Raw genomic sequence first — 21,343 nt, 5'->3', positions numbered from 1 at the left:
TGAAAAGAAAAGTTAAAAATTATATGGAAAGCTGATGGGATCATCCGTTAGTTCTACTTTTACCATTTCTGCATTGAGAAAGAAATTGGATTTAGGTTTCTGTGGCAGGCTGAGCACCATTTTTATGATGGCCTGATAAGGAAAGGGCTGGCCTTGCAGGTCTCTGAAATCCATGTAGGAGGCGGAAACACTTCCAGACCTGGTTTTTGATGCCTCACTTTCCAACTGCGTCACTTTTCCATGGCCTGCGTCTATCAGGGTTTTGTACTGTATATTTTCTCTTTCTTGTCTTAATTCAAAGGTTTTTCCAATCCGGATCAATCGATCCCGGTAACTGAATTCGTGTGGGATATTGGCAAATAATAGGTTTTGGAAAAGCGAGAAGGACAGTGGAACGCCGAATTTTTCCTGAAACTCCGCATACCCCATGTCGATTTTTTGTCCGTTTATCCGGTCCCGAATTTTGATTTGATCCGTACTGATATATCCTCTCACCGCCTCAATGCCCAGCCCGGGAGACATGTTAAACCAGATGACGCTGTCTTTCTTGGCTCGGATGTTTAACGTTCCTTTGGTGATTTTCCCATCTTGCTCTTCCAGGGTCACACGACCCTTTGCCGTAAGGTAGTTATAATCCAGGTAAAAAGGCTCGAACTCCTCCATTACACTGTCTGCGCTATAGGAAAGTGGTTTCCGCACACAGGAGCTTACGATGAATACCCCTAAAATGAAGGCGATTAGCTTGGCCTTACTCATAATATTTTTTGTTTTGGATTTTTAATGTTAAAAATTCCGAAGTATCCTCCAGCTCCTTCGCCCTATTCCAGTAATCCAGTGCCCGTTCTTTTTCTCCCAGTTTGAATAAAATATCGCCATAATGTTCCAGCATCTCTCCACTAGGCTCTTCCAGGTGGTCCAACGCTTTTTCCATATAGGTTTTGGCCTCCTCGTACCTGTTCAACTGAAACAATACCCATGCATGGGTATCCAAATAGGTCGGGTTTTCAGGAAATCGGGAAACGAGTTTGTGAGACATGGTATAGGCCTTATCCAACTCCTTTTTTTCCAGAGAGAGAAAGTAGGCATAATTATTTAAAATATGCTCATTATTTTTATTTTCCGATAAAACTTTTTCGTAAGCAGTGAAAGCTGCCTCTGTTTCACCCAACGCATGAAGGGCATCACCCAGTTGCGCATTGGCCATAAGGGAAAGCTGTGGATTGCTACCCGCATTCAGGTCAATAGCCTTGGTAAGTGCCGTTTTGGCGGCTTCATGGTCTTTCATTCCCAGCTGAGCAGATCCCAGGAAAAACCAGAATTCGGCCTTGTCGGGATGAACGGATGTAGCAGTCGAGCCCATCTCCACTATTTCTTCAAAGGGCTGTTGGTTTTCAAACATTAACGGCAAAAGCCGTTGAAACAATTCCTCCCTTTCCGGATCTGCAAGCAGGGATTTTTTGAAGTAAGAAATGGCCTCTAGCTGATTGTCTTCCTGAAGTTTCCATTTCCCCAAAGCAGCCGTTACTTCCGGATCATTAGGGTGCTGTGACTCCATTGTCTGAGCGAGTTTGGTCAACAATTGTTCCCGCGCGGTATTCTTTACCTGAGAGAGAATTCCCTCAAAAGCCCTGGCTTTCGTTGCTGCATCCAAATCCGGATGCTTAAATCCATCTAACAAATACTGCCGGGCTTTTTCCAGTTCTTCCTTTTCCTTGTAAAGCGTATGAGCAGCCATTTTTAATTCCGGTTGGTTAGGGTAGGAACTCAATGAATTCAATACCAATTCTAAAGCCTCGTCGGTTTGGTTATTGTTAAACAGTATTTCTACCAGCGCCAACACGTAATTGGGATTTCCAGGATGGGCTTCGATAAGCTTTCTTCCCTCAGCTACTGCCATTTCCAGATTATTTTTTCGCAGGTAAATGCGTTGCTTTTGAGCCGTAAGCTGCTCCACCACACCGTAGTATTCCTCAGCTTTGTTTAAAGCAATCAGTGCTTTATCAAAATCCTTCAAATTAAGGTAAATAGAAGCCAACTCCAGGATATATTGCTGGTAGTTGCCCTCTTTCTCCATTAATGTTTCTAATATTTTAGCGGCCTCTCGGCCTTTGTTCTGTTTATTGTAAATTTCTGCAATTTGTAAATGATAATATTTGTTTTCCGGTGCAAGCGCAAGTGCTTTTTGCCCGAATTCCAATGCTTTATCGGGTTGGTTGGCCCGAATCATCATTTCAGAAAGCTTGTAATAGATGGCAGGTTCTTCGGTGTCAAACTCCAATGCCTTGTTAAAATAAAAGTAGGCTTTCTTGAAGTCTTCTAACATAAGATGTTTTTGCCCTTCGATGAAAAGTCTGTCTGCCATCATTTCTTTTTCCTGGGCTTTCCTTTCCTTCCGGCTGATTTTCTTTTGAGCAAACACGGACTCGGGTAGGGTACTGGCAAATAATGCCAGCGTGAAAGTCCAGACCAAAGGTCTTAAATACCACTTATTCATTTATTTTCTATCTTATCGTTAGCGTAAAACATCCTTTGAAATGGTTCCCTGAAGGTAATGTTCGCGACTTTCTCAGGGTTTCTGAGAGCACACTTGAAGGGGGATTTTACGTATTTAATTTAATTTTCATACAATATAAGTGGGCGTTTGGTTCCCCAGCCAGGAGCGTAAGCCATGGGAGGTCTATCCAATTAACTACCCGTACTTCCATATCCTCCCACTCCTCTCTTGGTTTCTGAAAGGTTTTCCGCCAGTTTCCACTCGATTTGTTCGTGCCTGGAAACCACCATTTGTGCGATCCGTTCTCCATCCTGAACGGTAAAATCCTCCCTGGAATTATTGACGAGTAAGATTTTAATTTCGCCCCGGTAGTCCGCATCGATGGTACCCGGGCTGTTGAGTACGGTGATTCCAAACTTGTATGCCAACCCGCTTCGGGGTCGAATCTGCGCTTCAAAGCCTGCGGGTAATTCGATAAATAATCCCGTTCCTATTAGTTTTCGTTCGAGCGATTTTAAAATGACAGGAGCATCGAGCTCCGCCCGCAAATCCAGACCGGCAGCTAGTTGGGTTTGGTATTCGGGAAGGGGATGCTTCGATTTGTTTATGACGTTAATTTGCATGCTTTGGTTTAATGATGGATTTTAACAACGAATATAATTCCTTTTTTTCCATGTAGAAAATGAAGGCCACAAAGACCAAAAAGACAACATTGTGCAACAGAAAATTGAGTCCGGCTTGCCCCGTATCCAGCCAAAAGCCGCCATAGCTGAACAAGAATGCCAGGCACAGGTAGGTCACATCTTTTTTGGTTTGGTAGGGGATGGGGTAGTGTTTTTGGCCAGTGACATAACAAAATATGACCATGGTCAGGTAGCAGCCAAGGGTGCTTAGGGCTGCTCCAATAAAACCAAATACAGGCACCAGGGTAAGGATGATCACCACCGTGACCACCGCTCCGGTAAAGGTAATGTAAAAGCTGTATTTGGTTTGATCGGTGATTTTGAACCAAATGCTGAGGTTGTAATACACTCCCAGGAGCAGGTAGCCCATTAATAGAATCGGGACCATGGGAAGTGCGATGGCGTATCCCGGTGCTTGAAAAAACAGCGACCCGATGATATCCAGGTTTACCGCAACTCCGACCATGAGCACGGTACAGAAAATAATGAACCAATGCATCACCCGGGCAAATAGCTGCGGGTTATTTTTGTTTTCCGCTTGCTGAAAGAAAAACGGTTCTCCAGCATACTTGAAAGCTTGGATTATAAGGCTCATGATGATGGCCAGCTTAAAATTAGCTCCGAATACTCCCCCAGCTTCCCGGGAAGTCAACTCCGGGTAAAAATTTTCCGGCAGGGCGTATTCAAAAAGCCCTCGTGAAAAAACCTCATTGGTCACGCCCGCAAGCCCCATAAAAAGCAAGGGTAGGGCATAATGCCACATGGCTTTCAGGAGCGAGGCCTTCAACTCAAATTTCCATTTACCCACCAATTTCCAGACCAGGGGTAAAATCATTAAATTGGCCAGCACGTTGGAAAGCAAGATATAATCCACCCCCCAATTTGGCTGGTACCACTGGGATACCCAGGGATTTAATGAAGGGAGAATATCTCCGCTCACAATATGAAAGGCTACCACGATAAACAGGACATTGAACCCTACGTTCAGAAAAATATTGACTAATTTGACCGAAGCAAAGGTAACCGACCTGCCTTCTAATCTTAGTTTGGCAAAAGGGATGGCCATCAGCGCGTCAATGGTGAGGATCATGGCTGCCCATTGAAACAAGTGTGCTTTTCCCGGAAAGTCAAATAAAAGGGATAAAGGCTCAGCCGAGATATACAAGGCGGCTCCCAACAGGATCGCCACCAGGGTTACCAAGGACTGGGTATTCTGATACACTTTTTCCGGAGACAGGCCTTTTCCCGTAGCGAATCGAAAAAACGTGGTCTCCATACCAAAGGTAAACACCACGTTCAGGAAAGCGATCAGGGCATAAAGGATGGTAAAAGAACCTAAATCTTCTTTTGGAAGGTATCCTGTATAAAGCGGAACCAATAAAAAATTAATGGATTTTCCGAGGATACTGCTGACACCGTAAATGGCGGATTGCCCGGCTAATTTTTTTAACAGGCCCATAAAAAATAAAAAAGGGGATTACTCCCCTTTGAAGTTAGGTTTTCTTTTTTCCAGAAACGCATTGGTGCCTTCCCGGTAGTCTTCTGATTTGACACAGCGCGCAAAACTGTTTGCCTCAATTTGGTAGCCATTTTCATCACTGGCGTATACGGCATTCACACAATCCACTATCATTCCGATAGATAAAGGAGCTTTACTCATGATTTTCTTAAGTATTTCCTCTGCTTTGGCGATTGCTTCCTCCTTGGTAGCCTCTACGTGATTCAGAAGACCCAGCGATTTGGCTTCATTCACGTCCAACATGTCTCCGGTCATCAGAATTTCGGTCGCTTTGGTCCTCCCTATCAGGTGAGTAAGTCGCTGCGTGCCACCATACCCCGGAATGATCCCCAAATTAACCTCTGGCTGACCGAATTTGGCGTTGGTGGTAGCAATCCGCATGTGGCAGGCTATCGCCAATTCACAACCTCCTCCCAAAGCGTAGCCATTGACTACTGCTATGACTGGTTTATGGCAGGATTCAATGATTTCAAATACCTCCTGGCCAAACTCTGCGAATTTCCGGGCATTCAGTTCGTTTAGCTCGGCAATTTCAGTAATATCGGCACCTGCCACAAAGGCCTTTTCTCCCGCGCCGGTGATAATGACCCCACGAATGGATTTATTATCATTCACCTCGTTGAAAATATTTTTCAACTCCTCCAAGGTGTTGAAATTTAAGGCGTTGAGCTTAGACTCTCTGCTGATGGTCAGGTAAAGTATTCCGTCTTTAGTTTCGGAAAGAATAATTTTTTGTTCTGCCATTCCAATTATTCAATGGTAAGCTTCAAATATACGAGGAGCGTAATCAATCACAAAAGATTCAGATAAAAATCATCCATGATAAAAAATAGGAAATAAATAAAATAGCCAATAAAATGTATTTTAAATCTATTAAAGAGAATTTTATAATCGCAAGTGGATTGGTTTTACTATTGAATACTTCGGATACCGAAGGTACCAAATCTCTGAGTGTGATAATTTTGGGTTTCCATTTTAATATTTAGCCCGTAGAAAGGGTACTGTACCAATTTTTCCTATTTTTGTACCATCTTTCGAAAAATAAACGCAAACTACATGTCCGAAAAAAGAAAAATTACAGTTGCCTATGGAGATGGTATTGGTCCGGAAATAATGAAGGCCACCTTGTCCATTTTGGAAGCAGCAGGAGCTGCCATCGAAACTGAAGTCATCGAAATCGGAGAACAGGTATACTTAAAAGGAATTAGTTCCGGGATTGAACCCAACGCCTGGGATTCACTTCGGGAAACCAAGGTGTTTTTAAAATCGCCTATTACGACTCCTCAGGGCGGAGGCTTTAAGAGTCTGAACGTGACCACCCGAAAAACCCTGGGATTATATGCCAACGTAAGGCCTTGTAAGGCTTATTCACCCTATATCCGAACGCATTTTCCTGAGACGGATATGGTTATTATCCGGGAAAACGAAGAAGATTTGTATGCTGGTATTGAGCATCGCCAAACGGACGAGGTTTTTCAGTGCCTCAAATTGATATCTAGACCCGGTAGTGAGAAAATTGTCCGCTATGCCTTCGAATATGCCCGAATGAACAATCGGAAAAAAGTCACTTGCATGACCAAGGACAATATCATGAAAATGGCCGATGGGGTTTTTCGTCAGGTGTTCAATGAAGTGGCAAAAGAATACCCGGAAATAGAAACAGATCACAAGATCATTGATATTGGGACCGCCCTAATTGCCGATCGTCCCGAAATGTTCGATGTGATCGTGACATTAAACCTCTATGGCGATATTATCTCAGATGTGGCAGCTCAAATAACCGGGTCAGTGGGACTGGGCGGATCTGCCAACATAGGGGAGGAGGTAGCCATGTTTGAAGCCATTCATGGTTCTGCACCCGATATCACGGGCATGGGCATCGCTAATCCTTCTGGCCTCTTAAATGGAGCCATCATGATGCTGGTTCATATCGGACAGCCAGAAGTAGCGGAGAAAATCAGTAATGCCTGGATGCGAACCCTGGAAGAGGGAATTCATACCGGGGATATCTTTCAGGAAGGGATTAGTAAGAAGAAGGTAGGTACCCAGGAATTTGCCGAAGCCGTTATCGAAAGGTTAGGAAAAATGCCGGAGAAAATGAAAAAGGCTTCTTTTGCCAAGTCCGAGCGAAGTGAGAAAGACATCAAAGAGGCCCTGGCCATTCGACCAAGAAAGGCGGCAGAAAAGGTATTGATCGGTTTGGATGTCTTCATTGACTGGAAGGAAGGTACTCGTGATCCCAATGTCATCGGGGATGCGCTACGGCAGGTCGATTCCTCCGGATTGAAGATGCAATTGATAACTAACAGAGGGGTACGGGTATACCCTGGAGGCATGAAAGAGACGTTTTGTTCCGATCACTGGCGGGTGCGGTTCTTTAATGCCGACGAAAGTGTCATTACGCACGACCAGCTTATTGACGTGCTACAGCAGGTAAAAGCGCTTGGTTTTGACTTTATCAAAACGGAAAACCTTTACACATTTGACGGGGCCAGGGGATTTTCGCTGGCACAGGGCGAGTAATTCTTTCCAATCAATTACGCATGCAGGCCATTTATGGCTGGCATGCGTTGATTTTTAGCAGTATGAAACGGGTTTTGATCATCACTTATTACTGGCCGCCAAGTGCCGGATCAGGAGTGCAACGTTGGCTTAAATTTTCCAAATTCTTGCCCGAATTCGGTTGGCAGCCGGTAATTTTTACACCTGAAAACCCGGATTTTGCACTGACAGACCCTTCGCTGTCTAAGGAAGTGACCGCATCAACCGAAGTGTTGAAATTTCCGATTTGGGAGCCCTACCATCTTCTAAGGCGTTTAAAAAGAGATACATTGGCCGACCCCGCGCGGATTCTGGAGCAAAAGGAACCTTCCCTCCTGGATAGGTTGGCGGTGTGGTTCAGGGGAAATGCCCTGATACCGGACCCCAGGATATTTTGGGTAAAACCCTCGGTTTCGTTTTTGGAGAGTATTTGGCAACAAAATCACTTTGATGCCATCATCACCACCGGTCCCCCGCACAGCATGCACCTGATCGGAAGGAATCTAAAGCGGAAAACCGGTACCCCCTGGCTGGCAGATTTTCGCGATCCCTGGTCGGCCTGGGAATTTTTGGACACCTTGAAGCTCACCGCTATGGCAAGGAAAAAGCACCGAAAATTGGAAGCTTCTGTTTTCAGGGAGGCAGATGCGTTGATGACCATTTCCCCCACTTTTGCATCCGAAATGAAAGAACTGGCCGACCGGAAAATTCATGTAATTACGAATGGGTTTGATACGGATGACATGCCGCCCCACTTTAATAGGAGTCAGCCCGGGAGCGATCCGATTCAAATTGTCTATTCGGGGGTCATCGATGGTATTCGAAATCCCAGCCCCTTCTTGCAAGCCCTTAAAGAGGTATTCGGAAAAGAGCAAGGGAAGGTAAGGCTTACTTTTGTCGGAAGGGTAAGCCAACAAGTAGAAGAACTGATCCGACATGACGATTGGCTGGAAAAGCATGTGGAGCTTACTGGTTACCTGAGTCATTCGGAGGTATTTGCTTATTATGAGAAGGCGCATGCTTTATTGCTAATCCTTACCAATACCAAAAATGCCCGAGGGAATATACCGGGGAAACTTTTTGAGTACATGGCCACCGGCAGGCAAATAATCGGCCTGGGTGACCCGGAAGGAGACGCTGCCCAAATCATTGGTAAGGCAGGCGCGGGCAGGGTTTTTGCACATGAGGACATTAACGGTCTATCTCAACAGCTATCAGAATTGAGCACTTTTTCGAATTCAAATGAAACCGGGCAGCAATTACAGCCATTTCACCGGAGACATTTGACCGGGCAGTTGGCAGGGCTGCTTCAGGAAATGGGGGATAATCTCTGACAGGTTATTGGGCGGGTCGATTGACCCATTTTTTGATAGTTAACCGAAGCCAGTCTTCTGCTTCCGGAGCGGCTTTCAGGTAATAAACCAACGGCAAGTAGACCAATAGGACGAGCCCGGATCGTAGTACTAAATCAACAAGCACTGAGTCCAGGGAGGGCAGTAGAAAGTAAGATGCCGCCCAACTGATCCCTCCCGCAAAAGCTATTTTGAACACGCCCAGGGTGAAAGGGTTAAAGCCCAGCTTGACTTTAATATAGATAAACTTAATAAAGTTGTAAAAAAACATCGCAAGTAGGGAGGCAAGCGCGGCCCCTTCAATTCCATAGAGGGGTATAAAAAGCAGATTCAGCAAAATGACCGCAAAAGCCATGAGCAAGGTAGCCGTAATGTTAAATACATAGAATCGGGAGAAAACGATAATTTCCCCGTTGACCGAAAACAATACGTCACTGAGTTTGCCTAACCCGATAAGCAATACCACCCATTTTCCGGCTTCGTATACGTCCCGGTTAGGTACGAAATGGTAAAGCGTGTCGATATTCACCCAGATCAGCAAAAATACCAGGCCACAGACCAGTAATTGATGGATGGCTATTTTTTTGTAAAGGGCATCTATTTCGGATAATTGGTTGGCAGCGAATTTCTCGGAAATAATGGGCATGGCCACCTGTGAGATCGCTCTTCGGGGCATTTCGATGACTACGGCGATGGAAAACCCGATAGTGTATACGGCATTGGCATCCAGCCCGATCATGGAACTCACCATCAGGCTATCAATCTTCATTATCAGCAATGCGCCAGCCGTGCCCAGCATGGTAATCATATTGTACTGAAAAAAAGCCTTCTTTAAACTGCCCGGAATCCCACTCCAATTGAACTGAAGCTGAAAAATGCCTATTTTCCGCATGTAAAAGGCCATGCTTATCAGAGTAAGCAGGTAGACCAGTACCATTCCCCATATCATGAGGAAAAAGGGATAGCCATCTAAAAAGTACCCGATGACCAGCAAGCCCATTAGCAAACGCAGCAATACATCCCGGATCAGGGAAGGGATGGCAATTTTTAAAAAGGAACGGCTAAAAGCTTCCAATAGGGTGTTGAGCACGGATAGGAAAGTGATGAGCAGTGCTACTTGAATGTATTCGTTGACTTCCGGAGATTTTTCAACAAATGCCGCACTGATCGGTGCTTGGAACAGCAGGAAGATAAGTAATAAACCGGTGTAGCCAATAAATCCCAAAAACAAGCTAAAGGTAAAAAAGGAAAACTTTTCTGCTTTTACCTGCGGGAAAAATCGGGTAATTCCATTGCCGATGCCCATTTGAGCAAAGGGAGTCATCAGCAAGGCCATGTCCTGTATGGTTTTGAACAAGCCGATTTGCTCCGGTTCCAACACATAGGGCAGTAGCCAGAGGAGGTTAAAATACCCGATCACCACGCCCATATAGGCCGAAATGGTGGTGAGGATGCTTTGTTTGGCTAACTTACTCAAAGAAGTGCTGAAGATTGATGCTCAGGCAAAGGTACCTGTATCTGGTAAATTTAGATTAAAGTACCAGGTTTTTTGCTAAGTAATAGCAATTGCGGACAAACCATTCCGGGAGGTCTTACAAGTTTAGCTAGAAGGATTACATGGTATCAAATTGGGATAGGTTGAGGTTAGGGTCTATGCTCTCATTGGAGAATCGCATTTCATCCCAAAAAACCTGTCTTTGTCCGGTGGCTGCCTGCCTGCCCAAAATGGCAGTTAGTGTTGATTGAGAACCTGAAATCGCTTCGTTGAGGTAATTACCGGATTCTATGCTTGAAATAAAACTTTTTACTTTATTTTCATTGGAATCATGTAAAGAAGACGTAAAAACCCCTGCTGACTGTTGCTGCCTGCTTTGTTCGCTGGAATCCTCCCTTAAAATACCGGAATCCCACTTGTTCTCCCCATCAATGAAGACCCCTCCACTGTAATGGGCGGTGGCAATCCCTTTAGTACCAATGAATCGAGCACACACATCACCAAAAGTTGGCCCTAATTGGGTGGAGTGAAAACTCACATTGATATTATCAGGATATTTATATAACACCTGATAATTATTCCAGGCATCTCCAAAGGCATCCACCCCATTTCGTCCACCGGATCCAATGGAACTAACAGGGTTTTTTTGCAGGGTCCAGTTACAGACATCCAGCATATGTATACCCTGATCCAATAAAATTCCACCTGACAAAACCCTGAAGTGGAACTGATTCCGGATCCTTGCTTCATCATTGGACATATTGTTAATGGGTTTCAAAGGTACACGGGAAGAAAAATAGTACAGTTGGGCATTGATGATATCTCCAATGTCGCCCCGCTGCACCCTGTCCACCATTTCACGGTAGGCCGTGGCATGACGAATCTGGAACCCGATGACCAGACTCAATTTCCCATTGATGCGGTTGCCTACGGCTTCCACCCGCTTACAACCTTCCACATCCAAGGCGACGGGTTTTTCGCAATAAATGTGCTTGCCGGCCGCTACCGCAGCCTCCACAAATGCAGGGTGCGTATAGGCAGGAGTGGAAATCAATACGGCATCCACTTCTTCATTGTTCAAAAGGTCTAAATAGGCTTTTGAACCTTGGTAAATATTGGAACGGTCAATTCCCGAAAACCCTTTTTCCTGGTTGAGCTTATCCAATTTTTCCTTGGCTGTAATCAGTTGATTTTCAAAAAGATCTGCCATGGCAACAATATTGATATTGGTATGTTTTGACATGGCCGTGATGACGGAAGTACCCCGGTTTCCACAGCCAATAATCCCAACCTGAACGGCTGAGTTGGCCTTAGAGCCAAAAGCGGTGGAAGGTTTTAAAAGGGTGATGGCAGAAATGGCGGCAGCTCCTTTTATAAAGGATCTTCTTTGAATGGTTGGCATATTTATCACTAGGTTATTATCAGATTTTTTTAATTTTTTACATTTAGGATAAAATATCCTTGACCACATGTCCGCTGACATCCGTCAGACGGAACCTTCTGCCCTGGTGTTTGAAGGTTAGTTTTTCGTGGTCCACACCCAGCAGGTAAAGTAAGGTAGCCTGAAAATCATGTACGTGCACCGGGTCTTTGACGATATTGTAACCAAATTCGCAGGTTTCTCCGTGGGTATAGCCCTTTTTCACACCCCCACCGGCCATCCACATGGTGAAGCATCGGGGATGATGATCACGGCCGTAATTATCGGTTGTAAGCCTTCCCTGTGAATAGTTAGTTCTTCCAAATTCGCCTCCCCAAATGACCAACGTATCATCTAGAAGTCCTCTTTGCTTTAAATCCATCACGAGCGCAGCCCCAGCTTGGTCTACACTTTTGCTCATTACCTGGATATCTTTTGGCAGATTGCCATGTTGGTCCCATCCCTGGTGATAAAGTTGTATGAATTTTACATCCTTTTCTGCCAATCTTCTAGCCAAAAGACAATTGGCCGCAAAGGTACCCGGCTTTCTGGAATCGGGCCCATACATATCATAGATGTAATCGGGTTCTTTTGAAATATCCATGGTTTCGGGTACAGAGGCCTGCATGCGGTAGGCCATTTCGTATTGGGCAATACGGGAATTGATCTCGGGGTCCATTACCTTTTCATATTGCTCCACATGGAGCTCCTTTAAGGCATCCAGCATCCGGCGTCGGCTTACATTTTTAAGTCCCTCCGGGTTATTTAGGTAAAGGACCGGATCCTTCCCGGACCTAAACTGAACCCCTTGATGAAGGGATGGTAAAAATCCACTTCCCCAAAGTTTTGCATAAAGCGGCTGTCCACCCTGTCTTCCCCGGGATAGCAAAACACAGAAATCGGGTAAATTCTTGTTGTCACTGCCCAACCCATAACTGATCCAGGAACCTATGGATGGTCTCCCGCTTAGCTGGGATCCTGATTGAAAAAAAGTAATGGCCGGATCATGGTTGATGGCTTCGGTATGCATGGACTTGATAAAGCACAATTCATCCACAATTTTCGCCGTATGAGGCATCAATTCACTTACCCAGGCACCACTTTTTCCATGCTGGGCAAAATCAAAAACAGAACCTGCTAATGGAAATGAGTTTTGACTAGAGGTCATGCCGGTAAGTCGCTGCCCCGCCCTTATGGATTCGGGTAATTCCTGCCCAAAACGCTCGTTGAGTAGGGGTTTGTAATCAAAAAGTTCCATTTGTGAGGGGCCTCCACTTTGAAAAAGATAGATGACCCTTTTTGCTTTGGGTACGAAGTGTAAATTATCCAATACGCCCCCACCTCCGCTGCCAGGTGCCATTTTAGCCATGAGCTTACCAGGATCTAGTAGGGAGGAAAGGGCTAAACTACCTAATCCCAAACTGGTCTTGCTTAAAAACTGGCGTCGATCGATATGTTGGTTATGCAATAAGCTCATTTTTACTCTTTTTCAATGAATGGGGGACCACCTACCCCTTAAGTTAAACTTGAAATGCCTTGGTGGTGAACCCAAAGGTTCATTATCTTTTATACACTGCTTCGTCATAATTAATTAAGGTAGACGCCACCAGGGAAAGGGCCGCTACCTTTTCACTGGGCAGATTTGGATCTCTGGCGTGTGCCCCAACTTGTAGTAAGCTGTCTGCTGCAGCAGGTGATTCCGAGAAATCCTTCAATTCGGCCCAATAAAGGCCTTCCAAAATCTTTAATTCCTCAGCCTCAGGACTTCTGCTGGTGATGGCTCTGAAGCCGTACCGGATCTGATTTTGAAGCTCATTTCCACCTATTGTCAACATTTTTTCCGCTAATACCCTTGCAGCTTCCAGGTATTGAGGGTCATTCATCAGCACCAGGGCCTGTAAGGGCGTATTTGTTTTTTGCCTTTCTACAGTGCAATTGTATTTATCGGATGCATCAAAACTGACCATGGATGGAGGGGGTGAACTGCGTTTCCATATGGTATAGAGGCCTCTCCGATAAAGATTTTTTCCGGTATCCTGGACGTATTCTCTTACATTGGCGGTAGCCAATTCTTTCCATAAACCTTTTGGCTGGTAGGGCTTCACACTCCGCCCTCCGATTTCTTTAACCAGTAGGCCGCTGCCGGCAAGGGCATTGTCCCTGATCATCTCGGCAGGCATACGGTAACTGGGTCCCCGTGCCAGCCAGACATTTCCAGGGTCTTTTTCTTTGAGTTCATCATTCAGACGGGAAGATTGCTGGTAAGTACTAGAGGTGACCATAAGCTTAAGCAGTTCCTTAAGGTTCCAACCCGATTCCATGAACTTAACTGCCAGCCAATCCAATAATTCCGGATGGGAGGGAAAATCACCCTGGTTTCCAAAATCATCAGAGGAAGCCACTATCCCTTTGCCAAAAATCATCTGCCAATATCGGTTGACCGCCACCCTTGCAGTTAATGGATTGTCCATATGGACCACCCACTTGGCTAAACCCAATCGGTTTCGGGGTAAATCATCCGGAAACGCCATTACGGCCTTTGGCGTACCGGGAAACACTTCATGGGTAGGCGCATCATAAGTACCCCTATCCAAAATAAATGTAGCCCGGGGCTCTTCTCTTTCTCCCATGACCATCACTTCCGGCTGTGAACTGAGAATGGCATTTTCTTCTCCGCGAAGTTGCGTCAGTTGGTTTAATCCTTTTTGAAAGTCCTGATTCAAATTAAGAAGGTAAAAATCAAGCAAATCCTCTTCGCTTCCTTTTGCGGAAAGGGAAAGAATGGGAGCTGATGCTCCATTCAATACTTCAATTTCCAGGGCTGAAAGTTGGCGGTCAAATACGCTGAATTCGTCCACTAGCGAATGGTCCAGCGTTTCGGCAAAATTGGTCCCACGCTTACCGATCTGAAGATTACCCGGATGGCCCGTACTTAATTTGTCCTTGCCGTATGACAAGATACTCCGTTTTAAATGATCTGTTTTAATATCGAGATCAAGCTGCTTTCCATTAAGAAATAGTTGCAGACCCATTGCCCTGCTGGACCCGTCATAAACCATGGCCAAATGCATCCATTCTCCGATTGGTATTTTATCTCGGGAATGTACTTCGATGGCATTGGCAGGCCAGGTATGGCTCATTAAACCGGCTAACTTTCCATCTTCCCTGACCAGTAATTCATAGCCGCGGAATCCGTTGGCAAATCCCCCGGTTTTAGAAAAAACAGGACCTTCTAGACTGTCTTTTAGGGCTTTGTACCATAAGCTGATGGTGAAAGGTTCATTTCGCTCAAAGTAGGCCATTTCATCGCCCAAATCCACATAACTGTCACCTACTAACTTAACCGCATTGCCGAACTTTCCCTCTACAATTTGTATTTCCTTGTCTTTTTGAATGACCACCATGTCGGCAGGTTTAGATGGTTCTGCCAGGTTTTTAAATTGATCCTTGACCGGAGCATCTAAGGGGTAATGACCAATCCTTCCTTTGACCTCAACTTTATAATGGGGTTTCGATTCTAAACTTGCCTGCCAATCTTTAAAACCATTTTGGAATTTTTCCTGATCGGGGTCCAGGGCATTTTCCACCTTACGAATCCTTTCATTAATATAGGATAGCTTTTTTTCTACTTCCTCATCGGTAAGTATGACTGTGGGGCTGGGTTCTCCCATATAGGGTACCTGTCCGGTTTCTTTGACATTATTAAAAAACGCATACAATTGATAATATTCCTTTTGGGAAATAGGGTCGTATTTGTGGTCATGACACCGGGCACATTCCGTGCTCAAGCCTAGTATAGCTTTACCTACCGTATTGGTGCGGTCGGCCACATATTCTACGCGGTACTCTTCCGCAATCACGCCTCCTTCCTGGCTTTGGGGATGATTTCTATTGAAACCGGTGGCTAATATTTGGTCTTTGGAAGCATTAGGCAACATGTCTCCGGCCAACTGCCAAACGATGAAATCATCGTAGGGAAGATTTTCATTGAAGGATCGGATGACCCAATCCCTCCATGGCCACATGTTTCTCATGCCATCATCCTGGTAACCATGGGAATCCGCATATCTGGCTACATCCAGCCATTCAGAGGCCATGCGTTCCCCATAGTGAGGAGATTCCAATAAGCGGTCTACCAGCTTCAGGTAAGCATCAGGGTTGTCATCCTTCAAAAAATCGTCCACTTCCTCCACCGTGGGTGGTAATCCGGTAAGGTCAAATGATACCCGTCGGATTAACGTTTCTTTGTTGGCCCTATCAGAGGGTTCAAGTCCATTTTCTGACATTTTGGCCTGGATAAACAGATCAATTTCATTGGTGGCCCAATCGTTACTATTAAGTTGGGGGAGTTTGGGTTTGTCCGGTTTGATAAAAGACCAGTGTGGTTTAAAGGCAGCACCCTGTTCAATCCATCGAGTGATCAAAGCGATTTCAGTAGGTGATAAGGAGAGGTTGGATTCTGGTGGGGGCATCATCACTTTAGGGTCGGAAGAGACCATGCGCTCATAAACAGCGCTTTTATGGGGCTTGCCAGGAACGATGGCGTAATGGTCTTTGTCATCTCCCAATGCCGCAAGTGCATTTTCCGCTATATCCAACCGCAATCCGGCCTCTCTCTTGTTGTTATCCGGACCATGACAGGCAAAACATCGGTCGGATAATATCGGTTTAATATGGAAATTAAAATCAATTTGGGGGGGTAAGGAAGCCTCCACTTCCTCCGGAAATTTCACTTCAGATTCGTACTGAATTACCCAAATGATCAGGAGTACAATAGCCGCTGAAATAGATATTTTGACTACTGAATTTTGGTTCATCTTACGTTTTATTTTTCCTTACCAAGTATTCACAATTTAAAAAGAAATTAAACAAAATTATAAAAGAAGATGAAACGGCCAGTACTATTCTGATTTTATCCTTTTTAAGAAACCAATCAGTATTTTCCCGACCATTTCATCTCCATCCTTATAAAGAAGCTATTTACCAGTCACATCCAAATCATTCTCCTTTAACTTTCTGTTAGAATGCTTCAAGTGGCTGGTTTACTCCATGGTCTAACTGTCAAGCTAGATTACCAACCTGGATTTTGTTCCAAATTTTCGTTAAAGGAAATTTCATTGTCCGGAATTGGCAATAGATTGTCTTTCTCCTCGTACCCGGTAGGAAATTTTACCTCAATCAAACCTCCGTCGGCTCCCCTTACTTCAACGGGATAAAGGTCTTGACCTATATTCCATCGTTTTATATCTGCCCACAATATGCCTTCGCCGAAAAACTCGACCACCCGCTCATGCCTTAAGGCTTCTCTCGCTTCTTCTTGGGATAAATCGGTGGGTAAACTGGTAATGGTGACATCCATTCTTTCAGTTCTGATCCTATTGATTATGCCAATGGCCTGGTCTAAATTTTGATTCGTCTCAATCAGGGCCTCTGCTTTGGCCAGCAATACATCCGCATAACGCAAGACTATAAAATTTAAAGGAGATACCCTGGGAGACAGTAAAGGAATTCCTTCACCCACATTTTTTCGGAGATTGAATCCTACCCGTTGACCGGTATGATTGGATACTTCTGTAGGATAGACCATGCCTTCAAAAGTCGCTCCCGGCCGAAGAATACTAAAATCCAACCGGGGGTCTCTTCCTTCAAAAGGATTATTTGGATCCACTTCAGACCCATCAATCATCTCATACTCATCAATGATATGTTGGGTGGGGGCGGGATCGCTGGCCCCTGCGGCTGCTACACTTCCCGGAAGTGCCAACCAGGCAAAGAAATTTCCCTGCCCCTGCTCACCAGCAATATATTGAATATCAAAAAGGACCTCTTCGTTGTTTTCATTATCCAATTGAAAGAGCCCTTCATAGCTTGGGAAAAGGGCATACATGTCCAGGGCATCAATTTCATCCACTACCTCCAGTACTTCGTCGTATTTATTCTGGTACAAATAGGCCCTCATTTTCATTCCCAAAGCGGCCCCTTTGGTGGCCCTTCCCAATTCATAGGAAACAGGATCCAGTCTTTGAATAGCCTCATCATAGTCTGAAATGGCCTGTGCCCAGGTTTCTTCTCGGGTATTTCTGCTTACCGAGGTTACTTCCTCCGTGTTCATCACGGTGGTAATGATTGGAACTCCTCCATATGATTCTGCCAAAAGAGCGAAAGCAAGGCCCCTAAGAAAATGGACTTCTCCCAAATAGGTCGATTTTTTTGCTTCAGGTAAATCTACCCTTTCAATATTCTCAAAAAAGTCATTAGAGAAATTAATGATCCGGTAGCACATGGTCCATCGCTCATTTAACAACCCACCTGAAGTAGCGGCGGTTATGGTGCCATTTCCGATCTGCTTTTCCATGCCGTTCCAGTGCGCCCATTGGTAGGCATAGGGAGTTACAGCATCGAAAGTAGGTCCTGAGCCGTAAACACCCCGGTGTTTTAATACACTGTAGATTCCATTTAAAGCCAGCTGCACATCATTTTCGCTCTGCCAGAAAGAGACGGTGGTAATCCTGTCCTGGGGATAAACCTCAAGAAAATCCTCACTACAACTATTAAAAGTCAATAGGCCCAATAGGAGGATACTAATTGTTAATATATTTGTCGTTTTCATAATACCTAAAGATTAATATTGACACCAACGGTTACTATTTTTGGAAGGGGATAAAAATTCCCTCCGGAGTCAAATGTGTTCCGCTCCGGATCAAATCCTTCGTAGTCCTCGCTAACAATTGCTCCCACATTTTGGGCGTTGCCATATAAATAAAGCTTCTGTATACCCAGCCTTTTGGTCATTGCCGGATCAAAGGTATATCCCAGTTGGATATTTCTTAATTTAACGAAGGAAATGTCATTTACCCAAAAGGAGGATGGTTCACTCCTCCAGGTATCGCTGATGGAAATTCTAGGAACATCGGTCTCCATATTCTCGGGGGTCCAGGCGTCTCTCCATCGTTTGGTAATGGTTCCTCCTGAGATTCCAAGCGGTTGAGTCCAGGCATTTTGGGTATAAACACTTGCACCGGCAATACCCATGACAAGGGTACTCAAATCAAATCCTTTGTACGAAACACTTGGTGTGAAACCAAAAGTATATTTGGGAATGGTATTGCCCAAAGCCATCTTATCTTCAAATCCCAAACGTCCGTCATTGTTGACATCCTCATATTTCAATTCACCTGCCTGTGGTACATACCCGTTATCATACATGTGCTCACTTGCTTCCTGATCCGATTGGTATATTCCTATCGCATTGTATCCGTACAATTCTCTATAAGAAAACCCTTCCCGGATAAGATACAACTGATCCGGGGCATTCTCCCTGAATTTGGTTACTTCGTTCATGATGTAGGTCATATTAACACCCAGATTATAGCCGATTTCATCCCTATTTGCAGCGAATTTGGAGTAGTTAATATTGAATTCAAACCCGTTATTGATCATTGCTCCCACATTTTCAAAAGGAGCGCTCACTCCACCAAGGATGGATGGAATGGGCAATTGAACTATGATATTGTTAGTGGTTTTCCGGAAATAATCCGCCTCCACATATAACCTGTTGTCCAATAAACCGAATTCCACCCCAATATCTGTGGTTTCCGAAGTCTCCCAACCAATCGTTTCATCCACCAGGGCCACTACCCCGGCTCCCGGAGCAAAACTCCCTGCGAAATTGTGACTGAGGCCATTAGTTTGGCTGACAACAGCCAGATAAGGCCAATAGGAGTTGATATTTTGATTTCCCAATCTACCCCAGGATGCTCTCAGCTTGAGATCTGTAAATACATTCAAATCCTGAATGAAGGCTTCTTCACCCAATCTCCATCCAGCTGAAAAAGCAGGGAATATTCCCCATCTATACCCCTCCTTAAACCTGGAAGAACCATCTGCTCTTAAATTCATCTCAAACAAATATTTATCATCCAATGCATAGTTAACCCGACCGAAATAAGATAGCATCCTTAATTCGTTCAGGTTTCCATTGGCCTGAAATCCTGCTGTTCCGGCATCTACCTGGGTCAACCCTTCTTTGGGAGGATCTGACCTTCTTCCATAAACATCCTTAATCACTGTATTCTCCACCTGGATACCCGCAATGGCAGACAAATTGTGAATTTCGTTGAACGTCTTGTTAAAGTTTAAGGTGGAAAAGAGGATGTTATAATCACTTTGAACGTTGTTTCGACTGGCCTCCAAGATGGTCAGGTAATCCAGGTTCCGACCTTCCACACCCGTATGGGTATAGCCGAACTCCAGACTATTATGCCTGTCCCTAAGATTACTGTTGTACTGGGAGGTGAAATTGGTTTTTAAAGTAAGGTAATCGGTAAACTCAATATCAGCATAGACATTCATTTTAAAGAAATTGTTCTCCGTCAAGGTAAGACCATTTGCTGTTTCAATCAAAGGATTACGGTTTCCAACGATTGTATTCCCGTTGCTGTTGATCGCTTGAACTGATCCAAAGCGGCCATCTTCTGTATACGGTGCCGTGAAAGGATATCCGCCATTAGAAAATATGTACATCATCCTTCCCAGATTGAATGGTTCTTCTGAAGCTTTTTTTATACCGTTCATCCGACCTCCGATTGTCAACCAATCATTTAGTTTTGATTCCAGGTTAACGGTCAAACCATAGCGGCTGGAATTGGAATTCTGCATGATTCCATCTTGATTTAGATAGTTCATTGAAATGTAATATTTCGTCTGTTCTGAGCCCCCACTGACAGATAAATTGTGCTCAGTAATGGGAGCAGTTTTGAATACCTCATCAAAGAAGTTCGTATTGGGGTACTGGTAGGGATCATCATTATTTCTAAACTCATCAATTACCGATTCCGGAAATAGAGGGCTTCCTCCCTGGTTCATTAAGGCCTGGTTCCACATACCCATGTATTCTACACTGTTATCAATAATATCATACCTTCTTCCCAGTGATTGCTGGCCAACATAACTCCCTATACTCACTCTGGTCTGCTCTCCAAACTTACCCGATTTCAGGGTAATCAGGACTACACCATTGGCGGCACGTGACCCATAAATAGCTGCACTCGCGGCATCTTTCAGCACCGTCATGCTTTCAATATCATTGGGGTTGATTTCATTAATGGAAGCTTCTACACCATCTACTAAAATCAGAGGATTCGAATTATTCAACGTTCCCCAACCCCGTACACGGATCTGAGCTCCATCACTACCAGGTTGACCTGAGTTTTGACTGATCCAGACACCTGGCACCTGCCCACTCAGGGCCTGTGAAGCATTGGTGAGCGGACGATTCTGAAGTTCGTCATCAAAATTTACGGTTGAAACGGCTCCGGTTAGGTTCTCCCTTTTCTGGGTTCCATAACCTACCACTACGACCTCCTGGAGGGAGGAGGCTTCCTCAGCAAGTGTTACGTCGATCACGCTCTGATCTCCCACCACAATTCGCTGGGATTCAAAACCGATAAAGGAAAAAACCAATGTTGCGCCTTCTTCTACCGTAAGGGAATAATTTCCATCCAAGTCTGTAGCTGTTCCCAACGTGGTACCGGGAACCGAAACGGTGACACCAGGAATCGGTTCACCATTAGCATCTACCACCGTTCCTGTGACGGTAATGTCAAAAACAGCGGCAGCATCATTGAAGTGTTTTTTTGATTCTTCAGCACCGTTTGCCAATGCAGGAGAGGCATACAAGCCAAAGAATAATAGGAAGTGGAACATTAGGCCACCTCTGTAGAATTGATAAATTCTACTTCTGGGAGGTACGTTTTTTTTCATCTGTTCGAGGGTTTTCAATAATAAATGAATTTGAATGTTTTTTAAGTAATGGGAATGACTGTTACATATTTGATTAA

General features: G+C 44.7%; 13 protein-coding genes. 2 read left to right on the top strand and 11 right to left on the bottom strand.

The window, feature by feature from the left end; genetic code table 11:
• Positions 1-12 precede the first annotated feature (12 nt).
• From GJS45_RS17005 to GJS45_RS16985, 5 genes are all read right to left on the bottom strand, one after another.
• A complete protein-coding gene (locus GJS45_RS17005; protein ID WP_162343059.1) occupies positions 13-756 on the bottom strand; it encodes a DUF4292 domain-containing protein in 744 nt (247 codons plus the stop codon).
• Entirely contained in the window at positions 749-2,494 is a 1,746-nt protein-coding gene (locus GJS45_RS17000; RefSeq protein WP_162343058.1) for a tetratricopeptide repeat protein, read from the bottom strand. Before GJS45_RS17000 ends, GJS45_RS17005 begins: the two co-directional genes overlap by 8 nt.
• Positions 2,495-2,685: 191 nt before the next feature.
• The gene (gene dut, locus GJS45_RS16995; RefSeq protein ID WP_162343057.1) at positions 2,686-3,117 is read right to left on the bottom strand and encodes a dUTP diphosphatase; all 432 of its coding nucleotides are present in this window, start codon (positions 3,115-3,117) and stop codon (positions 2,686-2,688) included.
• Positions 3,107-4,636: an MATE family efflux transporter gene (locus tag GJS45_RS16990; RefSeq protein WP_162343056.1), complete on the bottom strand. Its 1,530-nt coding sequence runs from the start codon at positions 4,634-4,636 to the stop codon at positions 3,107-3,109. Before GJS45_RS16990 ends, dut begins: the two co-directional genes overlap by 11 nt.
• Positions 4,637-4,654: 18 nt before the next feature.
• Entirely contained in the window at positions 4,655-5,440 is a 786-nt protein-coding gene (locus GJS45_RS16985) for an enoyl-CoA hydratase/isomerase family protein (RefSeq protein WP_162343055.1), read from the bottom strand.
• A gap of 312 nt (positions 5,441-5,752) precedes the next feature.
• On the opposite strand from GJS45_RS16985, the gene GJS45_RS16980 reads away from it, so the two are divergent.
• Positions 5,753-7,219 carry an NADP-dependent isocitrate dehydrogenase gene (locus GJS45_RS16980; RefSeq protein WP_162343054.1) on the top strand — a complete coding sequence of 489 codons (1,467 nt, stop codon included), beginning with the start codon at positions 5,753-5,755 and terminating at the stop codon, positions 7,217-7,219.
• A 20-nt stretch (positions 7,220-7,239) separates the two neighbouring features.
• Positions 7,240-8,571 (top strand): glycosyltransferase family 4 protein, encoded by a 1,332-nt coding sequence (locus GJS45_RS16975; protein ID WP_235954830.1) that lies wholly within the window; start codon positions 7,240-7,242, stop codon positions 8,569-8,571.
• Positions 8,572-8,575: 4 nt separating this feature from the next.
• Here the strand turns inward: GJS45_RS16975 and GJS45_RS16970 are convergent, their stop codons facing one another.
• The 6 genes from GJS45_RS16970 to GJS45_RS16945 form a co-directional block, all read right to left on the bottom strand.
• Positions 8,576-10,066, bottom strand: a complete 1,491-nt coding sequence (locus GJS45_RS16970) for a lipopolysaccharide biosynthesis protein (RefSeq protein ID WP_162343053.1) — start codon at positions 10,064-10,066, stop codon at positions 8,576-8,578.
• Positions 10,067-10,202: 136 nt separating this feature from the next.
• Positions 10,203-11,486, bottom strand: a complete 1,284-nt coding sequence (locus GJS45_RS16965; protein ID WP_162343052.1) for a Gfo/Idh/MocA family protein — start codon at positions 11,484-11,486, stop codon at positions 10,203-10,205.
• 43 nt (positions 11,487-11,529) lie between these two features.
• Positions 11,530-12,981: a DUF1501 domain-containing protein gene (locus tag GJS45_RS16960; protein ID WP_162343051.1), complete on the bottom strand. Its 1,452-nt coding sequence runs from the start codon at positions 12,979-12,981 to the stop codon at positions 11,530-11,532.
• 82 nt (positions 12,982-13,063) lie between these two features.
• Positions 13,064-16,321, bottom strand: coding sequence for a DUF1553 domain-containing protein (locus GJS45_RS16955; RefSeq protein WP_162343050.1), 3,258 nt, complete (start codon positions 16,319-16,321; stop codon positions 13,064-13,066).
• 254 nt (positions 16,322-16,575) lie between these two features.
• Positions 16,576-18,114 carry a RagB/SusD family nutrient uptake outer membrane protein gene (locus GJS45_RS16950; RefSeq protein WP_162343049.1) on the bottom strand — a complete coding sequence of 513 codons (1,539 nt, stop codon included), beginning with the start codon at positions 18,112-18,114 and terminating at the stop codon, positions 16,576-16,578.
• A gap of 5 nt (positions 18,115-18,119) precedes the next feature.
• Positions 18,120-21,266 (bottom strand): SusC/RagA family TonB-linked outer membrane protein, encoded by a 3,147-nt coding sequence (locus GJS45_RS16945; protein ID WP_202928111.1) that lies wholly within the window; start codon positions 21,264-21,266, stop codon positions 18,120-18,122.
• Between the last annotated feature and the right edge of the window lie 77 nt (positions 21,267-21,343).

Origin of the sequence: Cyclobacterium salsum (assembly GCF_010119245.1) — a bacterium.
Classification (GTDB): Bacteria; Bacteroidota; Bacteroidia; order Cytophagales; family Cyclobacteriaceae; genus Cyclobacterium; species Cyclobacterium salsum.
Note: the sequence above shows the minus strand (reverse complement) of the source record. Positions and strands in the feature narration are given on the sequence as shown.

What these genes read in the sequence shown, in the direction of transcription:
- GJS45_RS17005 (WP_162343059.1), bottom strand. Translation starts at nt 756, where the DNA reads ATGAGTAAGGCCAAGCTAATCGCCTTCATTTTAGGGGTATTCATCGTA.
- GJS45_RS17000 (WP_162343058.1), bottom strand. Translation starts at nt 2,494, where the DNA reads ATGAATAAGTGGTATTTAAGACCTTTGGTCTGGACTTTCACGCTGGCA.
- dut (WP_162343057.1), bottom strand. Translation starts at nt 3,117, where the DNA reads ATGCAAATTAACGTCATAAACAAATCGAAGCATCCCCTTCCCGAATAC.
- GJS45_RS16990 (WP_162343056.1), bottom strand. Translation starts at nt 4,636, where the DNA reads ATGGGCCTGTTAAAAAAATTAGCCGGGCAATCCGCCATTTACGGTGTC.
- GJS45_RS16985 (WP_162343055.1), bottom strand. Translation starts at nt 5,440, where the DNA reads ATGGCAGAACAAAAAATTATTCTTTCCGAAACTAAAGACGGAATACTT.
- GJS45_RS16980 (WP_162343054.1), top strand. Translation starts at nt 5,753, where the DNA reads ATGTCCGAAAAAAGAAAAATTACAGTTGCCTATGGAGATGGTATTGGT.
- GJS45_RS16975 (WP_235954830.1), top strand. Translation starts at nt 7,240, where the DNA reads ATGCAGGCCATTTATGGCTGGCATGCGTTGATTTTTAGCAGTATGAAA.
- GJS45_RS16965 (WP_162343052.1), bottom strand. Translation starts at nt 11,486, where the DNA reads ATGCCAACCATTCAAAGAAGATCCTTTATAAAAGGAGCTGCCGCCATT.
- GJS45_RS16960 (WP_162343051.1), bottom strand. Translation starts at nt 12,981, where the DNA reads ATGAGCTTATTGCATAACCAACATATCGATCGACGCCAGTTTTTAAGC.
- GJS45_RS16955 (WP_162343050.1), bottom strand. Translation starts at nt 16,321, where the DNA reads ATGAACCAAAATTCAGTAGTCAAAATATCTATTTCAGCGGCTATTGTA.
- GJS45_RS16950 (WP_162343049.1), bottom strand. Translation starts at nt 18,114, where the DNA reads ATGAAAACGACAAATATATTAACAATTAGTATCCTCCTATTGGGCCTA.
- GJS45_RS16945 (WP_202928111.1), bottom strand. Translation starts at nt 21,266, where the DNA reads ATGAAAAAAAACGTACCTCCCAGAAGTAGAATTTATCAATTCTACAGA.